General features: G+C 38.5%; 16 protein-coding genes, 2 tRNA genes and 1 rRNA gene. 15 read left to right on the top strand and 4 right to left on the bottom strand.

Features of this window, described 5'->3' with window-relative positions:
- Positions 1-11: 11 nt before the first annotated feature.
- The 3 genes from rrf (at position 12) to DZB84_RS21665 (ending at position 299) form a co-directional block, all read left to right on the top strand.
- Positions 12-127, top strand: a 5S ribosomal RNA gene (gene rrf, locus DZB84_RS21675).
- Between the two features lie 16 nt (positions 128-143).
- A tRNA-Met gene (locus tag DZB84_RS21670) sits at positions 144-220 on the top strand.
- Between the two features lie 3 nt (positions 221-223).
- Positions 224-299: transfer RNA gene (locus DZB84_RS21665), tRNA-Asp, on the top strand.
- 1061 nt (positions 300-1360) lie between these two features.
- Here the strand turns inward: DZB84_RS21665 and DZB84_RS25500 are convergent.
- Positions 1361-1486, bottom strand: coding sequence for a hypothetical protein (locus tag DZB84_RS25500; protein WP_262983992.1), 126 nt, complete (start codon positions 1484-1486; stop codon positions 1361-1363).
- Positions 1487-1642: 156 nt separating this feature from the next.
- Here DZB84_RS25500 and thiL point away from each other — a divergent pair, with 156 nt between their 5' ends.
- The 5 genes from thiL to tsaD are packed head-to-tail and all read left to right on the top strand — an operon-like array spanning position 1643 to position 5269.
- Positions 1643-2632 (top strand): thiamine-phosphate kinase, encoded by a 990-nt coding sequence (thiL, locus tag DZB84_RS21660; RefSeq protein ID WP_116354383.1) that lies wholly within the window; start codon positions 1643-1645, stop codon positions 2630-2632.
- Between the two features lie 10 nt (positions 2633-2642).
- Positions 2643-3101, top strand: coding sequence for a tRNA (adenosine(37)-N6)-threonylcarbamoyltransferase complex ATPase subunit type 1 TsaE (gene tsaE, locus DZB84_RS21655; protein ID WP_116354382.1), 459 nt, complete (start codon positions 2643-2645; stop codon positions 3099-3101).
- Positions 3098-3790 (top strand): tRNA (adenosine(37)-N6)-threonylcarbamoyltransferase complex dimerization subunit type 1 TsaB, encoded by a 693-nt coding sequence (tsaB, locus tag DZB84_RS21650; RefSeq protein ID WP_116354381.1) that lies wholly within the window; start codon positions 3098-3100, stop codon positions 3788-3790. The genes tsaE and tsaB overlap by 4 nt, the downstream gene beginning before the upstream one ends.
- A 2-nt stretch (positions 3791-3792) precedes the next feature.
- A complete protein-coding gene (rimI, locus tag DZB84_RS21645; protein WP_411266283.1) occupies positions 3793-4260 on the top strand; it encodes a ribosomal protein S18-alanine N-acetyltransferase in 468 nt (155 codons plus the stop codon).
- Positions 4253-5269, top strand: a complete 1017-nt coding sequence (tsaD, locus tag DZB84_RS21640; RefSeq protein ID WP_116354380.1) for a tRNA (adenosine(37)-N6)-threonylcarbamoyltransferase complex transferase subunit TsaD — start codon at positions 4253-4255, stop codon at positions 5267-5269. The genes rimI and tsaD overlap by 8 nt, the downstream gene beginning before the upstream one ends.
- Positions 5270-5652: 383 nt before the next feature.
- Here the strand turns inward: tsaD and DZB84_RS21635 are convergent, their stop codons facing one another.
- On the bottom strand, positions 5653-7587 hold the full coding sequence (locus DZB84_RS21635) for an ABC transporter ATP-binding protein (protein WP_116354379.1): 1935 nt from the start codon (positions 7585-7587) through the stop codon (positions 5653-5655).
- 134 nt (positions 7588-7721) lie between these two features.
- On the opposite strand from DZB84_RS21635, the gene moaC reads away from it, so the two are divergent.
- The 4 genes from moaC to tatC are packed head-to-tail and all read left to right on the top strand — an operon-like array spanning position 7722 to position 9850.
- Positions 7722-8213 carry a cyclic pyranopterin monophosphate synthase MoaC gene (gene moaC, locus DZB84_RS21630; RefSeq protein WP_116354378.1) on the top strand — a complete coding sequence of 164 codons (492 nt, stop codon included), beginning with the start codon at positions 7722-7724 and terminating at the stop codon, positions 8211-8213.
- A gap of 2 nt (positions 8214-8215) precedes the next feature.
- On the top strand, positions 8216-8857 hold the full coding sequence (locus DZB84_RS21625; protein WP_116354377.1) for a redox-sensing transcriptional repressor Rex: 642 nt from the start codon (positions 8216-8218) through the stop codon (positions 8855-8857).
- Positions 8858-8892: 35 nt separating this feature from the next.
- Entirely contained in the window at positions 8893-9084 is a 192-nt protein-coding gene (locus DZB84_RS21620) for a twin-arginine translocase TatA/TatE family subunit (protein ID WP_116354376.1), read from the top strand.
- A gap of 16 nt (positions 9085-9100) precedes the next feature.
- Positions 9101-9850 (top strand): twin-arginine translocase subunit TatC, encoded by a 750-nt coding sequence (gene tatC / locus DZB84_RS21615; protein ID WP_116354375.1) that lies wholly within the window; start codon positions 9101-9103, stop codon positions 9848-9850.
- Positions 9851-9889: 39 nt separating this feature from the next.
- Here the strand turns inward: tatC and DZB84_RS21610 are convergent, their stop codons facing one another.
- Positions 9890-10099 (bottom strand): YdiK family protein, encoded by a 210-nt coding sequence (locus tag DZB84_RS21610; protein WP_116354374.1) that lies wholly within the window; start codon positions 10097-10099, stop codon positions 9890-9892.
- A 3-nt stretch (positions 10100-10102) separates the two neighbouring features.
- Entirely contained in the window at positions 10103-10840 is a 738-nt protein-coding gene (locus DZB84_RS21605) for a CPBP family intramembrane glutamic endopeptidase (protein WP_116354373.1), read from the bottom strand.
- Positions 10841-11172: 332 nt separating this feature from the next.
- Between DZB84_RS21605 and groES the strand changes: the two genes are divergently transcribed.
- From groES to DZB84_RS21590, 3 genes are all read left to right on the top strand, one after another.
- Positions 11173-11457, top strand: a complete 285-nt coding sequence (groES, locus tag DZB84_RS21600; protein WP_010285540.1) for a co-chaperone GroES — start codon at positions 11173-11175, stop codon at positions 11455-11457.
- Positions 11458-11514: 57 nt separating this feature from the next.
- Positions 11515-13143 carry a chaperonin GroEL gene (gene groL, locus DZB84_RS21595; RefSeq protein WP_116354372.1) on the top strand — a complete coding sequence of 543 codons (1629 nt, stop codon included), beginning with the start codon at positions 11515-11517 and terminating at the stop codon, positions 13141-13143.
- A 610-nt stretch (positions 13144-13753) separates the two neighbouring features.
- Positions 13754-14725, top strand: a complete 972-nt coding sequence (locus DZB84_RS21590) for a LacI family DNA-binding transcriptional regulator (RefSeq protein WP_116354371.1) — start codon at positions 13754-13756, stop codon at positions 14723-14725.
- Positions 14726-14746 lie beyond the last annotated feature (21 nt).

Genomic DNA, 14746 nt, shown 5'->3' with positions numbered 1-14746 from the left:
CTTCAACATAGTCTAGTGGCGATAGCGAAGAGGTCACACCCGTTCCCATACCGAACACGGAAGTTAAGCTCTTCAGCGCCGATGGTAGTTGGGACTTTGTCCCTGTGAGAGTAGGACGTCGCTAGGCTATAAATTAATATTATCGCGGGGTGGAGCAGTCTGGTAGCTCGTCGGGCTCATAACCCGAAGGTCGTAGGTTCAAATCCTGCCCCCGCAACCAAATGGTCCCGTGGTGTAGCGGTTAACATGCCTGCCTGTCACGCAGGAGATCGCCGGTTCGATCCCGGTCGGGACCGCCATATTTTACTAACACACGAAACTTTAGGTTTCGTTTTTTATTTTCTTGAAATAGTTTAAAATATAGTATCTACCACAACATTAAATGTTGTGGTTTTTTCGATTTATAGGAATAATAGCTTATTAGTAAAAGTCAACAAGAAGAACACCGTAATATAGAGGGAGATTAAAAAGTGCTTTTGAATATTTAATGAAGGGAAAATGGGGAAGTGTTTCACCAAATCCACTTCATTGGAGTCATGAAGAGGAAAAGAAGCAAAGAGTTTCCTCTCAATCCTCTTCATTGTGGTTATGAAAGGGAAAAGAAGCAAAGAGTTTCATCAAAATCTACTTCATAGGGGCTATGAAAGGGAAAAGAAGTGAAGAGTTTCATCAAAATCCCCTTCATAGGGGCTATGAAAGGGAAAAGAAGTGAAGAGTTTCCTCCAAATCCACTTCATTGGGGCTATGAAAGGGAAAAGAAGCAAAGAGTTCCATCCCAATCCACTTCATTGGAGTCATGAAGAGGAAAAGAAGCAAAGAGTTCCATCCCAATTCACTTCATCGGGAATATGATGTCCTGAACGCACCGATCACATCATCGAAAAGGTCTTCATCAAGCTAATGAAGACCCGAATGCATGGATCCCGAAATCAAAAAGGTCTTCATCAAGCTAATGAAGACCCGAACGCATCGATCCCGAAATCAAAAAGGTCTTCATCAAGCTAATGAAGACCCGAACGCATCGATGCCGAAATCAAAAAGGTCTTCATCAAGCTAATGAAGACCCGAACGCATGGATCCCGAAATCAAAAAGGTCTTCATCAAGCTAATGAAGACCCGAACGCATCGATGCCGAAATCAAAAAGGTCTTCATCAAGCTAATGAAGACCCGAACGCATGGATCCCGAAATCAAAAAGGTCTTCATCAAGCTAATGAAGACCCGAACGCATGGATCCCGAAATCAAAAAGGTCTTCATCAAGCAAATGAAGACCCGAACGCATCGATGCCGAAATCAAAAAGGTCTTCATCAAGCTAATGAAGACCCGAACGCATGGATCCCGAAATCAAAAAGGTCTTCATCAAGCTAATGAAAACCCGAACGCAGCAAGCCCACCACCGAAAAGGTCTTCATCAACCAATGAAGTCCAGAACGCAACAACCACCACTTCCAAAGTTCCTTCATCCACCCTATAAGAATCCACCATACCCAACACTCATTTATTTTGCATCTTTTTTTGCTGATTTGATTGAAATACGGTAAACTTATAATATTGTATAAAGGTCCTTAGGCGAAGTCCTAAGGCTTTTTTTCACTACCGCATGAACATCTTTTTTGACATACATATTGGGAGTGACCTTAGATGGCTTTGCAGGATGAATTTCACTTTATTGATCAAATCAAACCGAAACGTACATCTCAATCTGGCTTAATAGCAGGGATTGGTGATGATGCTGCACTTTTTCGACCAACTTCAAATATGGAACAAATCATATGCATGGATACAATGGTTGAGGGGGTTCATTTCAATTCCAAAACAATGAATCCTACCCAAATTGGATATAAAGCATTGGCTGTTAATATTAGTGATATTGCAGCAATGGGTGGAATGCCTACCTATTATTTAGTGTCTATTGCGATTCCAAAGGATTGGAATGAAGCGGATTTGTTATCGATTTACGAAGGGATGGCAATGCTAGCAGATAAGTATGAGATGGATTTAATTGGTGGTGACACTGTTTCGATTGCTGAAAACTTAGTGGTAACTGTTACGGTTCTTGGTGAGGTAGAGAAAGGAAAGCACTTTTTACGAAGCCAAGCAAAGCCAGGAGATCTCGTTTTTGTGACTGGAACGGTTGGTGACTCAGCTGCAGGTTTGGATGTATTATTACATAAAGGAAACGACCATTCTTTTTCTATCCTTGAGGAAACTTTAATCCGTAAACATCAATATCCGTCACCGCGAGTCGAGATTGGAAGACTCTTATCAACCTTTGAACGAGTCTCTTTAAATGATATAAGTGATGGTTTGGCTAGTGAAGCAAATGAAATTGCAATGGCCAGCGGTGTTATTTTACAAATAGATGAAGATAAGATCCCACTCAGTGAAGCCATATTAACGCAGTATAAAGATCGTGCTTTAGAATATGCATTATACGGTGGAGAGGACTTTGAACTAGTTGGAACGATTGCTCCTTCTGATTGGGACCTACTACAGAAAAAGGCAAGTGAAAATGGTTATAATCTTTCGAAAATAGGAATTGTTTCGGAAGGTGGTCCAGCAGTATTTTTAAATCGAGACGGGGAATTAGAAAAGCTTGAGATGAAGGGGTATAATCATTTTACTAAATAAGGTGGAGTATATGGAGAAATTTGAGTTTATATCGAACACAGCCGAAGCGACGGAGAATTTTTCAGATAGCCTGGCTGAGAAGCTTGGACCAGGTGATGTCATAACGCTTGAAGGTGATTTAGGTGCAGGGAAGACAACTTTTACAAAAGGATTAGCAAAAGGACTTGGAATTACAAGAACGGTGAATAGTCCGACGTTTACAATTATAAAGGAATACCAAGGGCGAATTCCTTTGTATCATATGGATGTGTATCGTTTGGAACATAGTGATGAGGACCTCGGGTTTGATGAATATTTTGAGGGGGATGGTGTGACTGTAGTGGAGTGGGCGCATCTTATCGAAGATCGGCTCCCAAAAGATCGGCTCACCATCAGAATTGAACATCAAGGTGATACGAAGCGTAAGATTACGGTGATACCAATCGGGGAAAGGTATCAACTTTTATGTGAGGAGTTATTTGGCGAATGAAGGTTTTAGCAATAGATACGTCCAATTATGTATTAGGGGTCGCGATTGTTGACGAAGAGAAAGTGATTGGAGAGGTCATTACAAATCTACCCAAAAACCACTCTGTCCGGGTGATGCCTACTATTGAACAATTAATGAAGGAATGTGGCATAAAGCCTAAGGAGCTCGATAAAATTGTAGTGGCGATGGGACCTGGTTCATACACAGGGGTGAGAATTGGAGTCACAATTGCAAAAACATTGGCATGGTCTTTACAAATTCCGTTGGTAGGAGTATCAAGTTTAGAAGTGGTAGCGGCCAACGGCAGATATTTTAATGGATTTATCTCTCCTTTATTTGATGCTAGAAGGGGTCAAGTATATACTGGTCTTTATCAATATGAAGGCAAGACGTTAACTTGTGTGGAAGAAGATAAAATTATTTTATTATCGGATTGGCTTGAGGAGCTTAAAAAGAAAGAAACACCGGTTCTTTTTATTGGCAATGATTTAGTTATCCACAAGGCACAGATAGAAACAGATTTAGCTCAACTTGCATATGTTGCACCATACACGGATTGGAACCCAAGACCAAGTGAGTTAGCAGAGTTAGGGTTGAAGAAAGAGCCAGTGGATGTTCATACATTTGTGCCAAATTATATTCGCTTGGCAGAAGCTGAGGCGAATTGGTTAGGGAAGAGGCAGGGGTAAGCATGGAAGATACGATTAATCAACAGATTTTGTTTCGTTTCATGACGTTAAATGATATTGATGATGTCATGAAAGTGGAGACATCAGCATTTACCGTCCCTTGGAAGAGAGAAGCATTTTATAATGAATTGGTTCATAATCAGTTTGCAAAGTATATTGTGATGACTGATAATGGCAAAGTTATTGGGTATTGTGGGATGTGGCTTATTTTAGATGAATGTCATATTACCAATATCGCAGTACTGCCAGAGTATCGAGGAAAAAAGCTAGGGGAAGCGTTGTTAATGCAGGCTAAGCTTTTAGCGATGCAGCATCAGGCTGTTACGATGACGCTTGAGGTGAGAGTGTCCAATCATATTGCTCAAAACCTCTACAAAAAGTTAGGCTTTAAGCCTGGCGGTATTCGAAAAAATTACTATACAGACAATAATGAAGATGCACTAGTAATGTGGGTGAATTTAAATGAGTGATAATCAATTAATTATGGGAATTGAAACAAGCTGTGATGAAACGGCTGTTTCGATTGTGCGAAATGGGCGGGAAATTTTATCAAATGTTGTAGCATCTCAAATTGAAAGCCATAAACGCTTCGGTGGGGTCGTGCCTGAAATTGCGTCAAGACATCATGTTGAGGCGATAACACTCGTAATTGAAGAGGCATTAAAGCAGGCTGATGTTCACTTTGAGGATATTGATGGAATTGCCGTAACAGAAGGACCAGGCTTAGTAGGGGCTTTACTAATTGGGGTGAATGCGGCAAAAGCAGTAGCATTTGCCCACGATATTCCTCTTTTAGGAGTTCATCATATCGCAGGTCATATATATGCAAATCGCTTAGTGGAGGAGCTCGAGTTTCCGTTATTAGCGTTAGTTGTGTCAGGTGGTCATACGGAGCTTGTATACATGGAAGAGCATGCATCCTTTAAGGTCATCGGGGAAACAAGGGATGATGCTGCTGGAGAGGCGTATGACAAGGTGGCAAGAACACTCAGTCTTCCATATCCGGGTGGGCCCCATATTGATCGACTTGCTCATGAGGGAACCGCGACGATTGATTTACCAAGAGCATGGTTAGAAGAGGATTCATACGATTTTAGTTTTAGCGGGTTAAAATCAGCTGTCATAAATACTCTCCACAATGCGGAGCAGCGTGGGGAAACCATTGATCCAAAGAATCTAGCAGCTAGCTTTCAGGAAAGTGTCATTGATGTATTAGTGACAAAAACAGTAAAGGCAGCGAAAGAGTATCAAGTTAAACAAGTCTTATTGGCTGGGGGAGTTGCGGCAAACAAAGGATTGCGAGCAGCTTTAGAGGATGCATTTTCGGAAATGCCGGAAGTAAAGCTCATTATTCCGCCACTTTCGCTTTGTACAGACAATGCGGCAATGATTGCGGCTGTTGGAAGTGTGTTATATGGAAAAGGGAAACGTTCATCATATGCATTAAATGCAAATCCTGGGTTAGACATCGAAATTTAACTTTATTCTACTGAATAAAGTTAAGCCTCCGGCGGATGCCTCAAGTTTTTTTAGAGGAAATTTATCGAACAAGTTCGATATAAATCTGGGCGGCCAATACGGCAAGGCGTATTTGATAGGAATAAAGTCCTCTTTAGATAAGAGGCTTTTTTGTTGATAAATAATCCACAGATTCACAGGTGTTGTGGAAAACTAGTATTAAATACTGAAATAACTAATGTGTATTTGTGGACATTTTATGTGGATAACCCTGTTGATGAATGTGGACAATGTGGATAAGTCGGTGTATAACTCGATAATTGTGGAAAAAGAATTAAAAAATCCCCATCTAAAATCTTAGTTTAGATGGGGATAACTTATTTATAGATGATAGGTGAAAAGGTCTATCCACTTATTTCGTGAAGGGATTCCCATTCCTCCATTAGGGCTTCAAGCTTAGCTGTAATTTTCTCGTTCTCTTCATTAATGCGTTGAACTTCCTCATGGTTTTGATAAACTTCAGGATCACAAAGAAGCTGTTCATTTTCCTCCGTTTTTTCTTCAAGAGAGGATATCTCAAGCTCAATCTCTTCAATTCTCCGTTTACGTTGACGCTCTAGCTTCTTTAATTCCTTTTCTTGTTCATAGGATGTTTTTTCTTGTACTACTACTTTTTTATCAGCCTTTTTCTCTTGCGTTTCAAGCTTTGCTAATTCTTCCATTTCGTATTTCTTTTCAAGGTAATAGTCATAATCACCGAGGTATTCTGTCAGTCCTTCTGGGGATAATTCAAATACCTTCGTTGCAATCCGGTTAATAAAGTATCGGTCATGAGAGACAAAAAGGATAGTCCCAGGATAATCAATTAGCGCATTTTCGAGTACTTCCTTACTATCAAGGTCAAGATGGTTTGTTGGCTCGTCAAGAATGAGGAAGTTTGACTTTTCCATCATCAGCTTTGCAAGAGCAAGTCTCGCTTTTTCGCCACCACTTAGGGTAGAAACGGTTTTTAACACATCATCCCCTGAAAATAGGAAATTTCCAAGAACCGTACGGATTTCTTTTTCTGGTTTAAGCGGATATTCATCCCATAATTCATTTAATACCCGTTTATTTGAGGTAAGGTCTGCTTGTTGTTGGTCATAGTAGCCAATCGTTACATGTGAACCGAATCGAAACGTTCCATCGACATGCTCAAGCTTATCGATAACTGCTTTTAATAGAGTCGATTTACCAATCCCGTTAGGGCCCACTAACGCAATACTGTCTTCACGATAAATATTGAAATTGATATTTTTGATAATGGGTTTGTCTTCTTCATAGGAAACCGAGATGTTTTTTGCACTTAACACATCATTTCCACTTTGTCTTTCAATTTCAAAATGGAAGGAAGCCGATTTTTCATCACCTAATGGTCTGTCCATCAGTTCCATTCGTTCAAGCTGCTTGCGTCTACTTTGAGCGCGTTTCGTTGTTGAAGCTCTGACTAGGTTTTTCGCGATAAAGTCTTTAAGTTTTTCGACTTCTTCCTGTTGTTTTTCATATTTTTTCAAATCAAGTTCGTAGTTTTCAGCCTTTAGTTTTAAATAGTTGCTGTAGTTTCCAACATATTTAGTGCTTGTGTGTCTTGAAATTTCATAGACCTGGTTAACGACTTTATCCAAGAAGTAACGGTCATGGGAAACGATTAAGAGCGCACCAGGATAGCCTTGGAGATATTGCTCAAGCCAGGTGAGCGTGCTAATATCGAGGTGGTTTGTCGGCTCGTCCAGAATTAATAAATCAGGCTTCGATAGTAATAGTTTACAAAGGGCAAGGCGTGTCTTTTGACCACCGCTCAAGCTAGAAATTTTTGTTCCGTAGTCTTCTTCTGTAAAATGAAAGCCGTGTAGAATGGAGCGAATGTCGGCTTCATATTGGTAGCCACCCCGTTCTTTAAAATCGACCTGGAGTTGATCGTATTCTTCAAGGAGTTTTTGATAATCAGCTGGATTTTCAAAAACGGAGGGGTCTCCCATTTTTACTTCAAGGTTTCGCAAGTCTTTTTCTAGTTTCTGTAAGGGTGCAAAGACGGTAAGCATTTCTTGCCAAATGGTAAGCGTTGATTCAAGTCCAGTGTCCTGTGCGAGATAATCGATTGTAACACTTTTTGGCTTAATAATTTCACCGCCATCATGGGACATCTGTCCTGCAATGATCTTTAATAGAGTAGATTTTCCAGCACCATTTCGACCAACAATGGCAATGCGGTCGCGAGTTTGTACTTCTAATTTTATATTCGATAAAATAAGATCAGCAGCAAAATATTTTTTGAGCTGATTTACTTGTAGTAAAATCATACTATTTCACCTCTTGTTTCTAACAACAGTGTATCTTATATTATCTTAATAGAGCAACTGCAATGATAATGTTCACACACGTTTCAAAGACAGATGTGGTAAAATAGTGTATAGTTTATGGGAGGGTTCGATATATGACATCATTTACCCATTTTAATGAGCAGGGTCGAGCGAGAATGGTCGACATTACAGAGAAATCTGATACTGTTCGTACAGCGATTGCAAAATCAAGTATTACTGTAAATAAATTGATTTATGAGCAAATCATAAATAATGAGGTTCGCAAGGGGGACGTACTTGCGGTTTCTCAGGTTGCCGGTATAATGGCAGCTAAAAAAACATCCGAGCTAATTCCGATGTGCCATCCGTTGGCATTGAAGGGCGTCGATATCAGTTTTAGTTGGACGACCCAAGATGAATATACTTTACATATTACCGTATCAGTTAAAACAAAGGGTAGTACCGGCGTAGAGATGGAAGCCCTTACGGCTGCATCGGTTTGTGCGTTAACTGTATATGATATGTGTAAAGCAGTTGATAAAGGCATGGTGATTGGACCAACCTATTTAGCTGAAAAAACAGGTGGAAAGAACGGAGATTTTAAAAGGCCAGTAGCGGGGGAATAAACATGAATCTGGAACAGTCAAAAATACCACAAGCAACTGCCAAAAGGCTGCCACTTTATTATCGATTTTTAAAAAACCTGCACGCCTCGGGGAAGCAGAGGGTATCATCTGCAGAACTAAGTGATGCAGTTAAGGTTGATTCAGCCACGATTAGGCGTGATTTTTCCTATTTCGGTGCATTGGGAAAAAAAGGGTATGGCTATAATGTGAATTATTTATTATCCTTTTTTAGTAAGACCCTTGATCAGGATGAATTAACGAAGGTTACGTTAATAGGTGTTGGTAATTTAGGTACCGCATTTTTACATTATAATTTCTCAAAAAATAATAATACAAAAATTGAGCTTGCGTTTGATGTGGATTATAATAAGGTAGGCAGTAGTATTGGTGGAGTCAAAGTGCATCATCTAGATGATCTTGAAAAAGAATTGCCTGATGATGTCACAGTTGCTATTTTAACAGTACCGGTTGGTGCAGCACAGGCCATTACGGATCGCCTCGTAAATAAAGGGATAAAAGGTATCCTTAATTTTACACCAGCAAGGATCAATGTACCCGAACATATTCGAGTCCACCATATTGATTTAGCTGTTGAGTTACAAGCACTTGTTTACTTTTTAAAGCATTATTCGAATGAAGAATAGAAATATATTTTACACTTGTTGGGAGGTGACTCACTGTGGGAAGTCTTGGATTTGGTAGTATCCTATTGATTGTATTTGCAGCGTTACTAATTTTTGGACCGAAGAAGTTACCTCAATTAGGAAGAGCAGCAGGTAATACATTGCGTGAATTTAAAAACGCAACAAAAGGTTTAGCAGATGATGACGATGATGATGTTAAAAAGAATGAAACTACTGATGTGAAGTAATGATAGGATGAGTCACATGAACGAAAAAGAAATGTCCGTCTACGATCATATTGGTGAGCTACGAAAACGACTGATTTATGTAGTCGTTTTCTTCTTCATTGTTGCATTAGGAAGCTTTTTTCTCGCAGAGCCAGTAATCCTTTACTTGCAAAATGCAGAGGAAGCAAAGGAACTAACAATGAATGCTTTCCGTATGACAGATCCGATAAAAATCTATATGCAATTTGCTTTTATCATTGCGCTCGTTATCTCCTCTCCTTTTTTACTCTATCAGCTATGGGCGTTCATCAGTCCAGGCTTGTATGAAAAGGAAAGAAAGGTAACCTTGAGTTATATTCCGATTTCAGTCGTCTTGTTTTTAGTAGGGGTGTCATTTTCCTATTTCATTCTATTCCCATTTGTTGTGAATTTTATGACGAGGTTAGCGGACCGCCTTGATATTAATCAGGTCATCGGAATTAATGAGTATTTTCAGTTTCTGTTGCAGCTGACCTTACCGTTTGGCTTTTTGTTTCAGTTGCCGGTAGTTGTCATGTTCCTAACCAGACTTGGAATTGTCACACCGATGTTTTTATCGAAAATACGAAAATATGCGTATTTCGTTCTATTAGTAATTGGAGGGCTGATTACGCCTCCTGAAATAATCTCTCATTTAATGGTTACGGTGCCGTTATTCGGATTATATGAAATCAGTATTCTTGTATCAAGAAGTGCCTACAGAAAAGTGCTAAAAGCGGAAATGATGGCAGCGAATAGTATGGAATAAACAAAAGCCTAGAAAATAGAAATAACCTCCGGTTGGAGGTTATTTTTTTTCCTTAGTCACTTTTTTTATTTTGAAGTGAAGGGTAAACATTCTGATTGCCACACCAAAGTCAAATGTTGCGACAACTGCAAGTAGGATTGTGGAAAAGTTCCAGACTGTCTCCGTTGCACTATTAATTGCAATATAAGTAAATAAAATTCCCATTAATGCGTAAATGATGCCCATCGCAAAAGGTGAAGTTCTTCGCATAAATTAAAAGCCCCCAATAAATGTCTGTTGCAGCTTCTCGGCTTGCTTCATGATCCTTTCTATATCATCTGCAAAAACCGTCTGAACCACTACAACAAATGTATTCATCGCTACATGTGCAAAAATCGGTACAATAATTCGTTTTGTTTGTACATAGAGGAATGCAAAGGTAAAGCCCATTGCAGTATAGATGAGGATATGTGTGAAATCCATATGTACAACCGCAAAAATTAATGAACTAATTAAGCCAGAGATGAAAAAGTTAAATTTTTTATATAAAGATCCAAAGATAATTTGGCGAAAAATAATTTCTTCAAGAATTGGACCAATCACCGAAACAACAATGACTAGCAATGGCAAAGATTTTACCAGTGTCAAAATTTCTTGGGTGTTCTCAGAGCCAGGCTCAATGCCAAATAAGTGAATTTCAATATTTGCCGCAACCACCTGGGCTGTCATGGCCATAAAAATACCTGCAATCGCCCATCCAATTGCCTCCCCTTTAGAGGAACGTCTTAAGTTCTGATGCCTCTCTCTCATATCTTGCCTTAATAAAAATAAAACAATCGGAAGTGCAGCGACAAAACTAATAACAGTCCAAAGTGCAATAATTGTATTTGTAGCAGTTGCTGGATCTAAGTTTTTTCCAACACCTAAAGATAGTAAAAGCGGAATCCCTAAAATCCCAGAGAACTGCATGACGATGTACGTTAAGATGACATACCAATATCTAGCTTTCATGAAAATCTCCTTTTTATAGACGGAATGATTGAAAATTGTCCACCTTTTGTATTGTAACATATATTCATTTCTTACCTTTAGTATAATGCAAATTCGAAATTTCATTGAAAGAAAATAAATTGTTGGTTTATTTTTCCTATTTGTAACATAGGATAGGTAGGGTGGACAAATCTTGTATGTGAAAATGAATCTTTTTTCCAAATTTCTATATCAAATGACTTGCAAAATGGCTAGAAATTATTTAATATAATAATTGTGTTAGCACTCAGGTGGTTTGAGTGCTAATAAGAATACGAAACTAATATTTAAATTATTTGAGGAGGTCGTTTCACTTGTTAAAGCCATTAGGTGATCGCGTTGTTATTGAACTAGTTGAATCAGAGGAAAAAACTGCAAGCGGAATTGTATTACCAGATTCTGCAAAGGAAAAGCCTCAAGAAGGTAAAGTAGTTGCTGTTGGTACAGGTCGAGTTCTAGACAGTGGTGAAAAAGTAGCTTTAGAGGTTGCGGTTGGTGATCGCATTATCTTCTCAAAATATGCTGGTACTGAAGTGAAATATGAAGGTACTGAATACTTAATTTTACGTGAAAGCGACATTTTAGCTGTTATTGGTTAATAAAAAGCAGCATTTTATATCATAAGGAACATTTAATTTTTTGAGGAGGGCTTAATTATGGCAAAAGAAATTAAATTCAGTGAAGATGCTCGTCGCGCAATGCTACGTGGTGTTGATGCATTAGCAAATGCTGTAAAAGTAACATTAGGACCAAAAGGTCGTAACGTGGTTCTTGAGAAAAAATTTGGTTCACCACTTATCACAAATGATGGTGTAACAATTGCAAAAGAAATCGAACTAGAAGATGCATTCGAAAACATGGGTGCTAAGCTTGTAGCTGAAGTTGCTAGCAAAACAAATGATGTTGCTGGTGACGGTACGACTACTGCAACTGTTCTAGCTCAAGCAATGATTCGCGAAGGCTTAAAGAACGTTACAGCTGGTGCGAACCCAATGGTAGTTCGTAGAGGTATTGAAAAAGCTGTAACTACAGCTGTTGAAGAATTAAAAGCTATCTCTAAACCAATTGAAGGTAAAGAGTCTATTGCACAAGTTGCGGCTATTTCTTCTGATGACAAAGAAGTTGGCCAATTGATCGCTGAAGCTATGGAGCGCGTTGGTAATGACGGTGTTATTACAATTGAAGAATCTAAAGGTTTCTCTACTGAACTAGAAGTAGTAGAAGGTATGCAATTTGACCGTGGATATGCTTCTCCATACATGGTAACTGATTCTGACAAAATGGAAGCAGTTCTTGAAAATCCATATGTGTTAATTACTGATAAAAAGATTTCTAGCATTCAAGAAATCCTACCAGTATTAGAGCAAGTTGTTCAACAAGGAAAGCCATTATTACTAATCGCTGAAGATGTTGAAGGTGAAGCTCTTGCAACTCTAGTTGTGAACAAACTTCGTGGTACTTTCAATGCAGTTGCTGTAAAAGCTCCTGGATTTGGTGACCGTCGTAAAGCAATGCTAGAAGATATTGCAATCCTAACTGGTGGTCAAGTTATCACTGAAGATTTAGGCTTAGACCTTAAATCTGCTGACATCACTCAATTAGGTCGCGCTTCTAAGATTGTTGTAACAAAAGAAAATACAACAATCGTTGAAGGTGCTGGTGAGTCTGATAAGATTGCATCTCGCGTAAACAATATCCGTGTTCAAATGGAAGAAACTACTTCTGAATTTGACAAAGAAAAATTACAAGAGCGCTTAGCTAAATTAGCTGGTGGTGTTGCAGTAATCAAAGTAGGTGCTGCTACTGAAACTGAGCTAAAAGAACGCAAGCTTCGTATTGAAGATGCTCTTAACGCAACTCGTGCAGCAGTTGAAGAAGGTATCGTTTCAGGTGGTGGTACAGCACTTGTGAACGTATATAACAAAGTAGCTGCTATCGAATTAGCTGGAGACGAAGCAACTGGTGTGAACATCGTTCTTCGTGCATTAGAAGAGCCAGTACGTCAAATCGCTCACAACGCTGGTCTTGAAGGATCTGTAGTTGTTGAACGCTTGAAAAACGAAGAAATCGGAATTGGTTTCAACGCTGCAACTGGCGAGTGGGTAAACATGATCGACGCTGGTATCGTTGACCCAACTAAGGTAACTCGTTCTGCACTTCAAAACGCAGCATCTGTTTCAGCAATGTTCTTAACAACTGAAGCAGTAATTGCTGACCTACCAGAAAAAGATGCTCCTGCAATGCCTGATATGGGCGGCATGGGTGGAATGGGCGGCATGATGTAATCATGGCCTCCAGCCCTTGATATATAAGGGTTTTTAAGTAAGATGAGAGTGGAATGCTAACATTTTGCTAACATTGAGGTTTTAATCGAGGCTTCTCATTAGTTCGTTGAACTTGTGGGGAGCTTCTTTTTTCGTTCTTTGGGTTACGTAACGTAGACTTTTCTAGTTCTTTTATCATCAAAGTGCCCGCTCCCTTCCATAATATCTTCTAACAACTTATCTTCTGCAAGTAAGTCTTGTTAAGAAATTTATCCCTAACCTCGTTTTAGCCTCAACGGATTTCACTATATATTTTTAGCTATTGTTGTGCAAAGCCCTTTGGAGGTTTAAAAGAGAATGTTCTAATTATAGAAGTAGATGAAAATGTAAGCAATCGTATACCGATAAAAATACATGTCTGACTTAAAAACTCAACTATTAGAGCTAGAAACGTTGAATGAAATAATCACTTGGCTACCATCATATTAAGAAGTAACTTTGTAATTAAGAGATGAACTTAAATAGTTTATTGATGCAAAAAATGAATGATTATGTTAGGATATATGAAAGCGGTTGACATAAAGGTTTGCTATAAAGAATCAAATAATAAAATAATATAATGGTGATTAAAATGAAAGCAAAATTAGAAGATGTAGCAAAACTAGCGGGAGTTTCACCAACAACTGTTTCACGGGTTCTTAATAATAGAGGATACATAAGTGAAAAAACCAGACAAAAAGTCGAGAGTGCAATTAATGAATTAAATTATTATCCAAATGATATTGCACGTTCTCTGTTTAAAAAAAGAACTAATTTTATTGGATTAATATTACCAACAATCAATAACCCATTTTTCAGTGAATTAGCTTTATATATTGAGAATGTAAGTGCAGAGCATGGATTTAAAATTATTCTATGTAATAGTCTTGGGCAATTGGAAAAGGAAAAATCTTATGCATCGATGTTAATTAGGCATCAAGTTGATGGAATGATAGTTTGTTCCTATAATAGGGGGATTGAGGCGTATAAAAATCCTAAATTACCTATCGTTGCCATAGATCACTATTTATCTTCAGGAATCCCAGTAGTTGGATCCGATAACTATGAAGGAGGAAAGTTGGCAGTACAACATTTAATTAATCAAGGCTGTAAATCAATTATACATATTAACGGACCAGCTGAATTAGAAACCCCGGCCCAGCAAAGAAGAAAAGCTTATGAAGACTTGGTTAAAAATTCAATAACTTATGAAATTACAGATTTATTTAATGAAGAAGCTACTGCAGTAACAATTAGAAGGATTTTTAAAGAGCACCCAGATACTGATGGTGTTTTTGCAAGTGATGATTTAATGGCTGCGACTTGTTTAAAAGTAGCAAATGAGTTGAATATTAGTGTACCAGATCAATTAAAAGTTGTTGGGTACGATGGGTCTCAAACCGTTATGAGTTTGTTACCACAGCTGACAACAATCAGACAGCCAATTAAAGATATTGCTAAGACGGCTGTATTAAATTTAATTGATCAGATTAATGAGGTCCCTATGGAAGATGGTATGGAGATTGTTTTACCAGTTCAATTACTTAATAATGTTACGGCATAAATCTACTCAATTTTATTAGAG

Source organism: Bacillus sp. HNG (assembly GCF_003400205.1).
In the GTDB taxonomy this organism is placed as follows: Bacteria; Bacillota; Bacilli; order Bacillales; family Bacillaceae_L; genus Ferdinandcohnia.
Note: the sequence above shows the minus strand (reverse complement) of the source record. Positions and strands in the feature narration are given on the sequence as shown.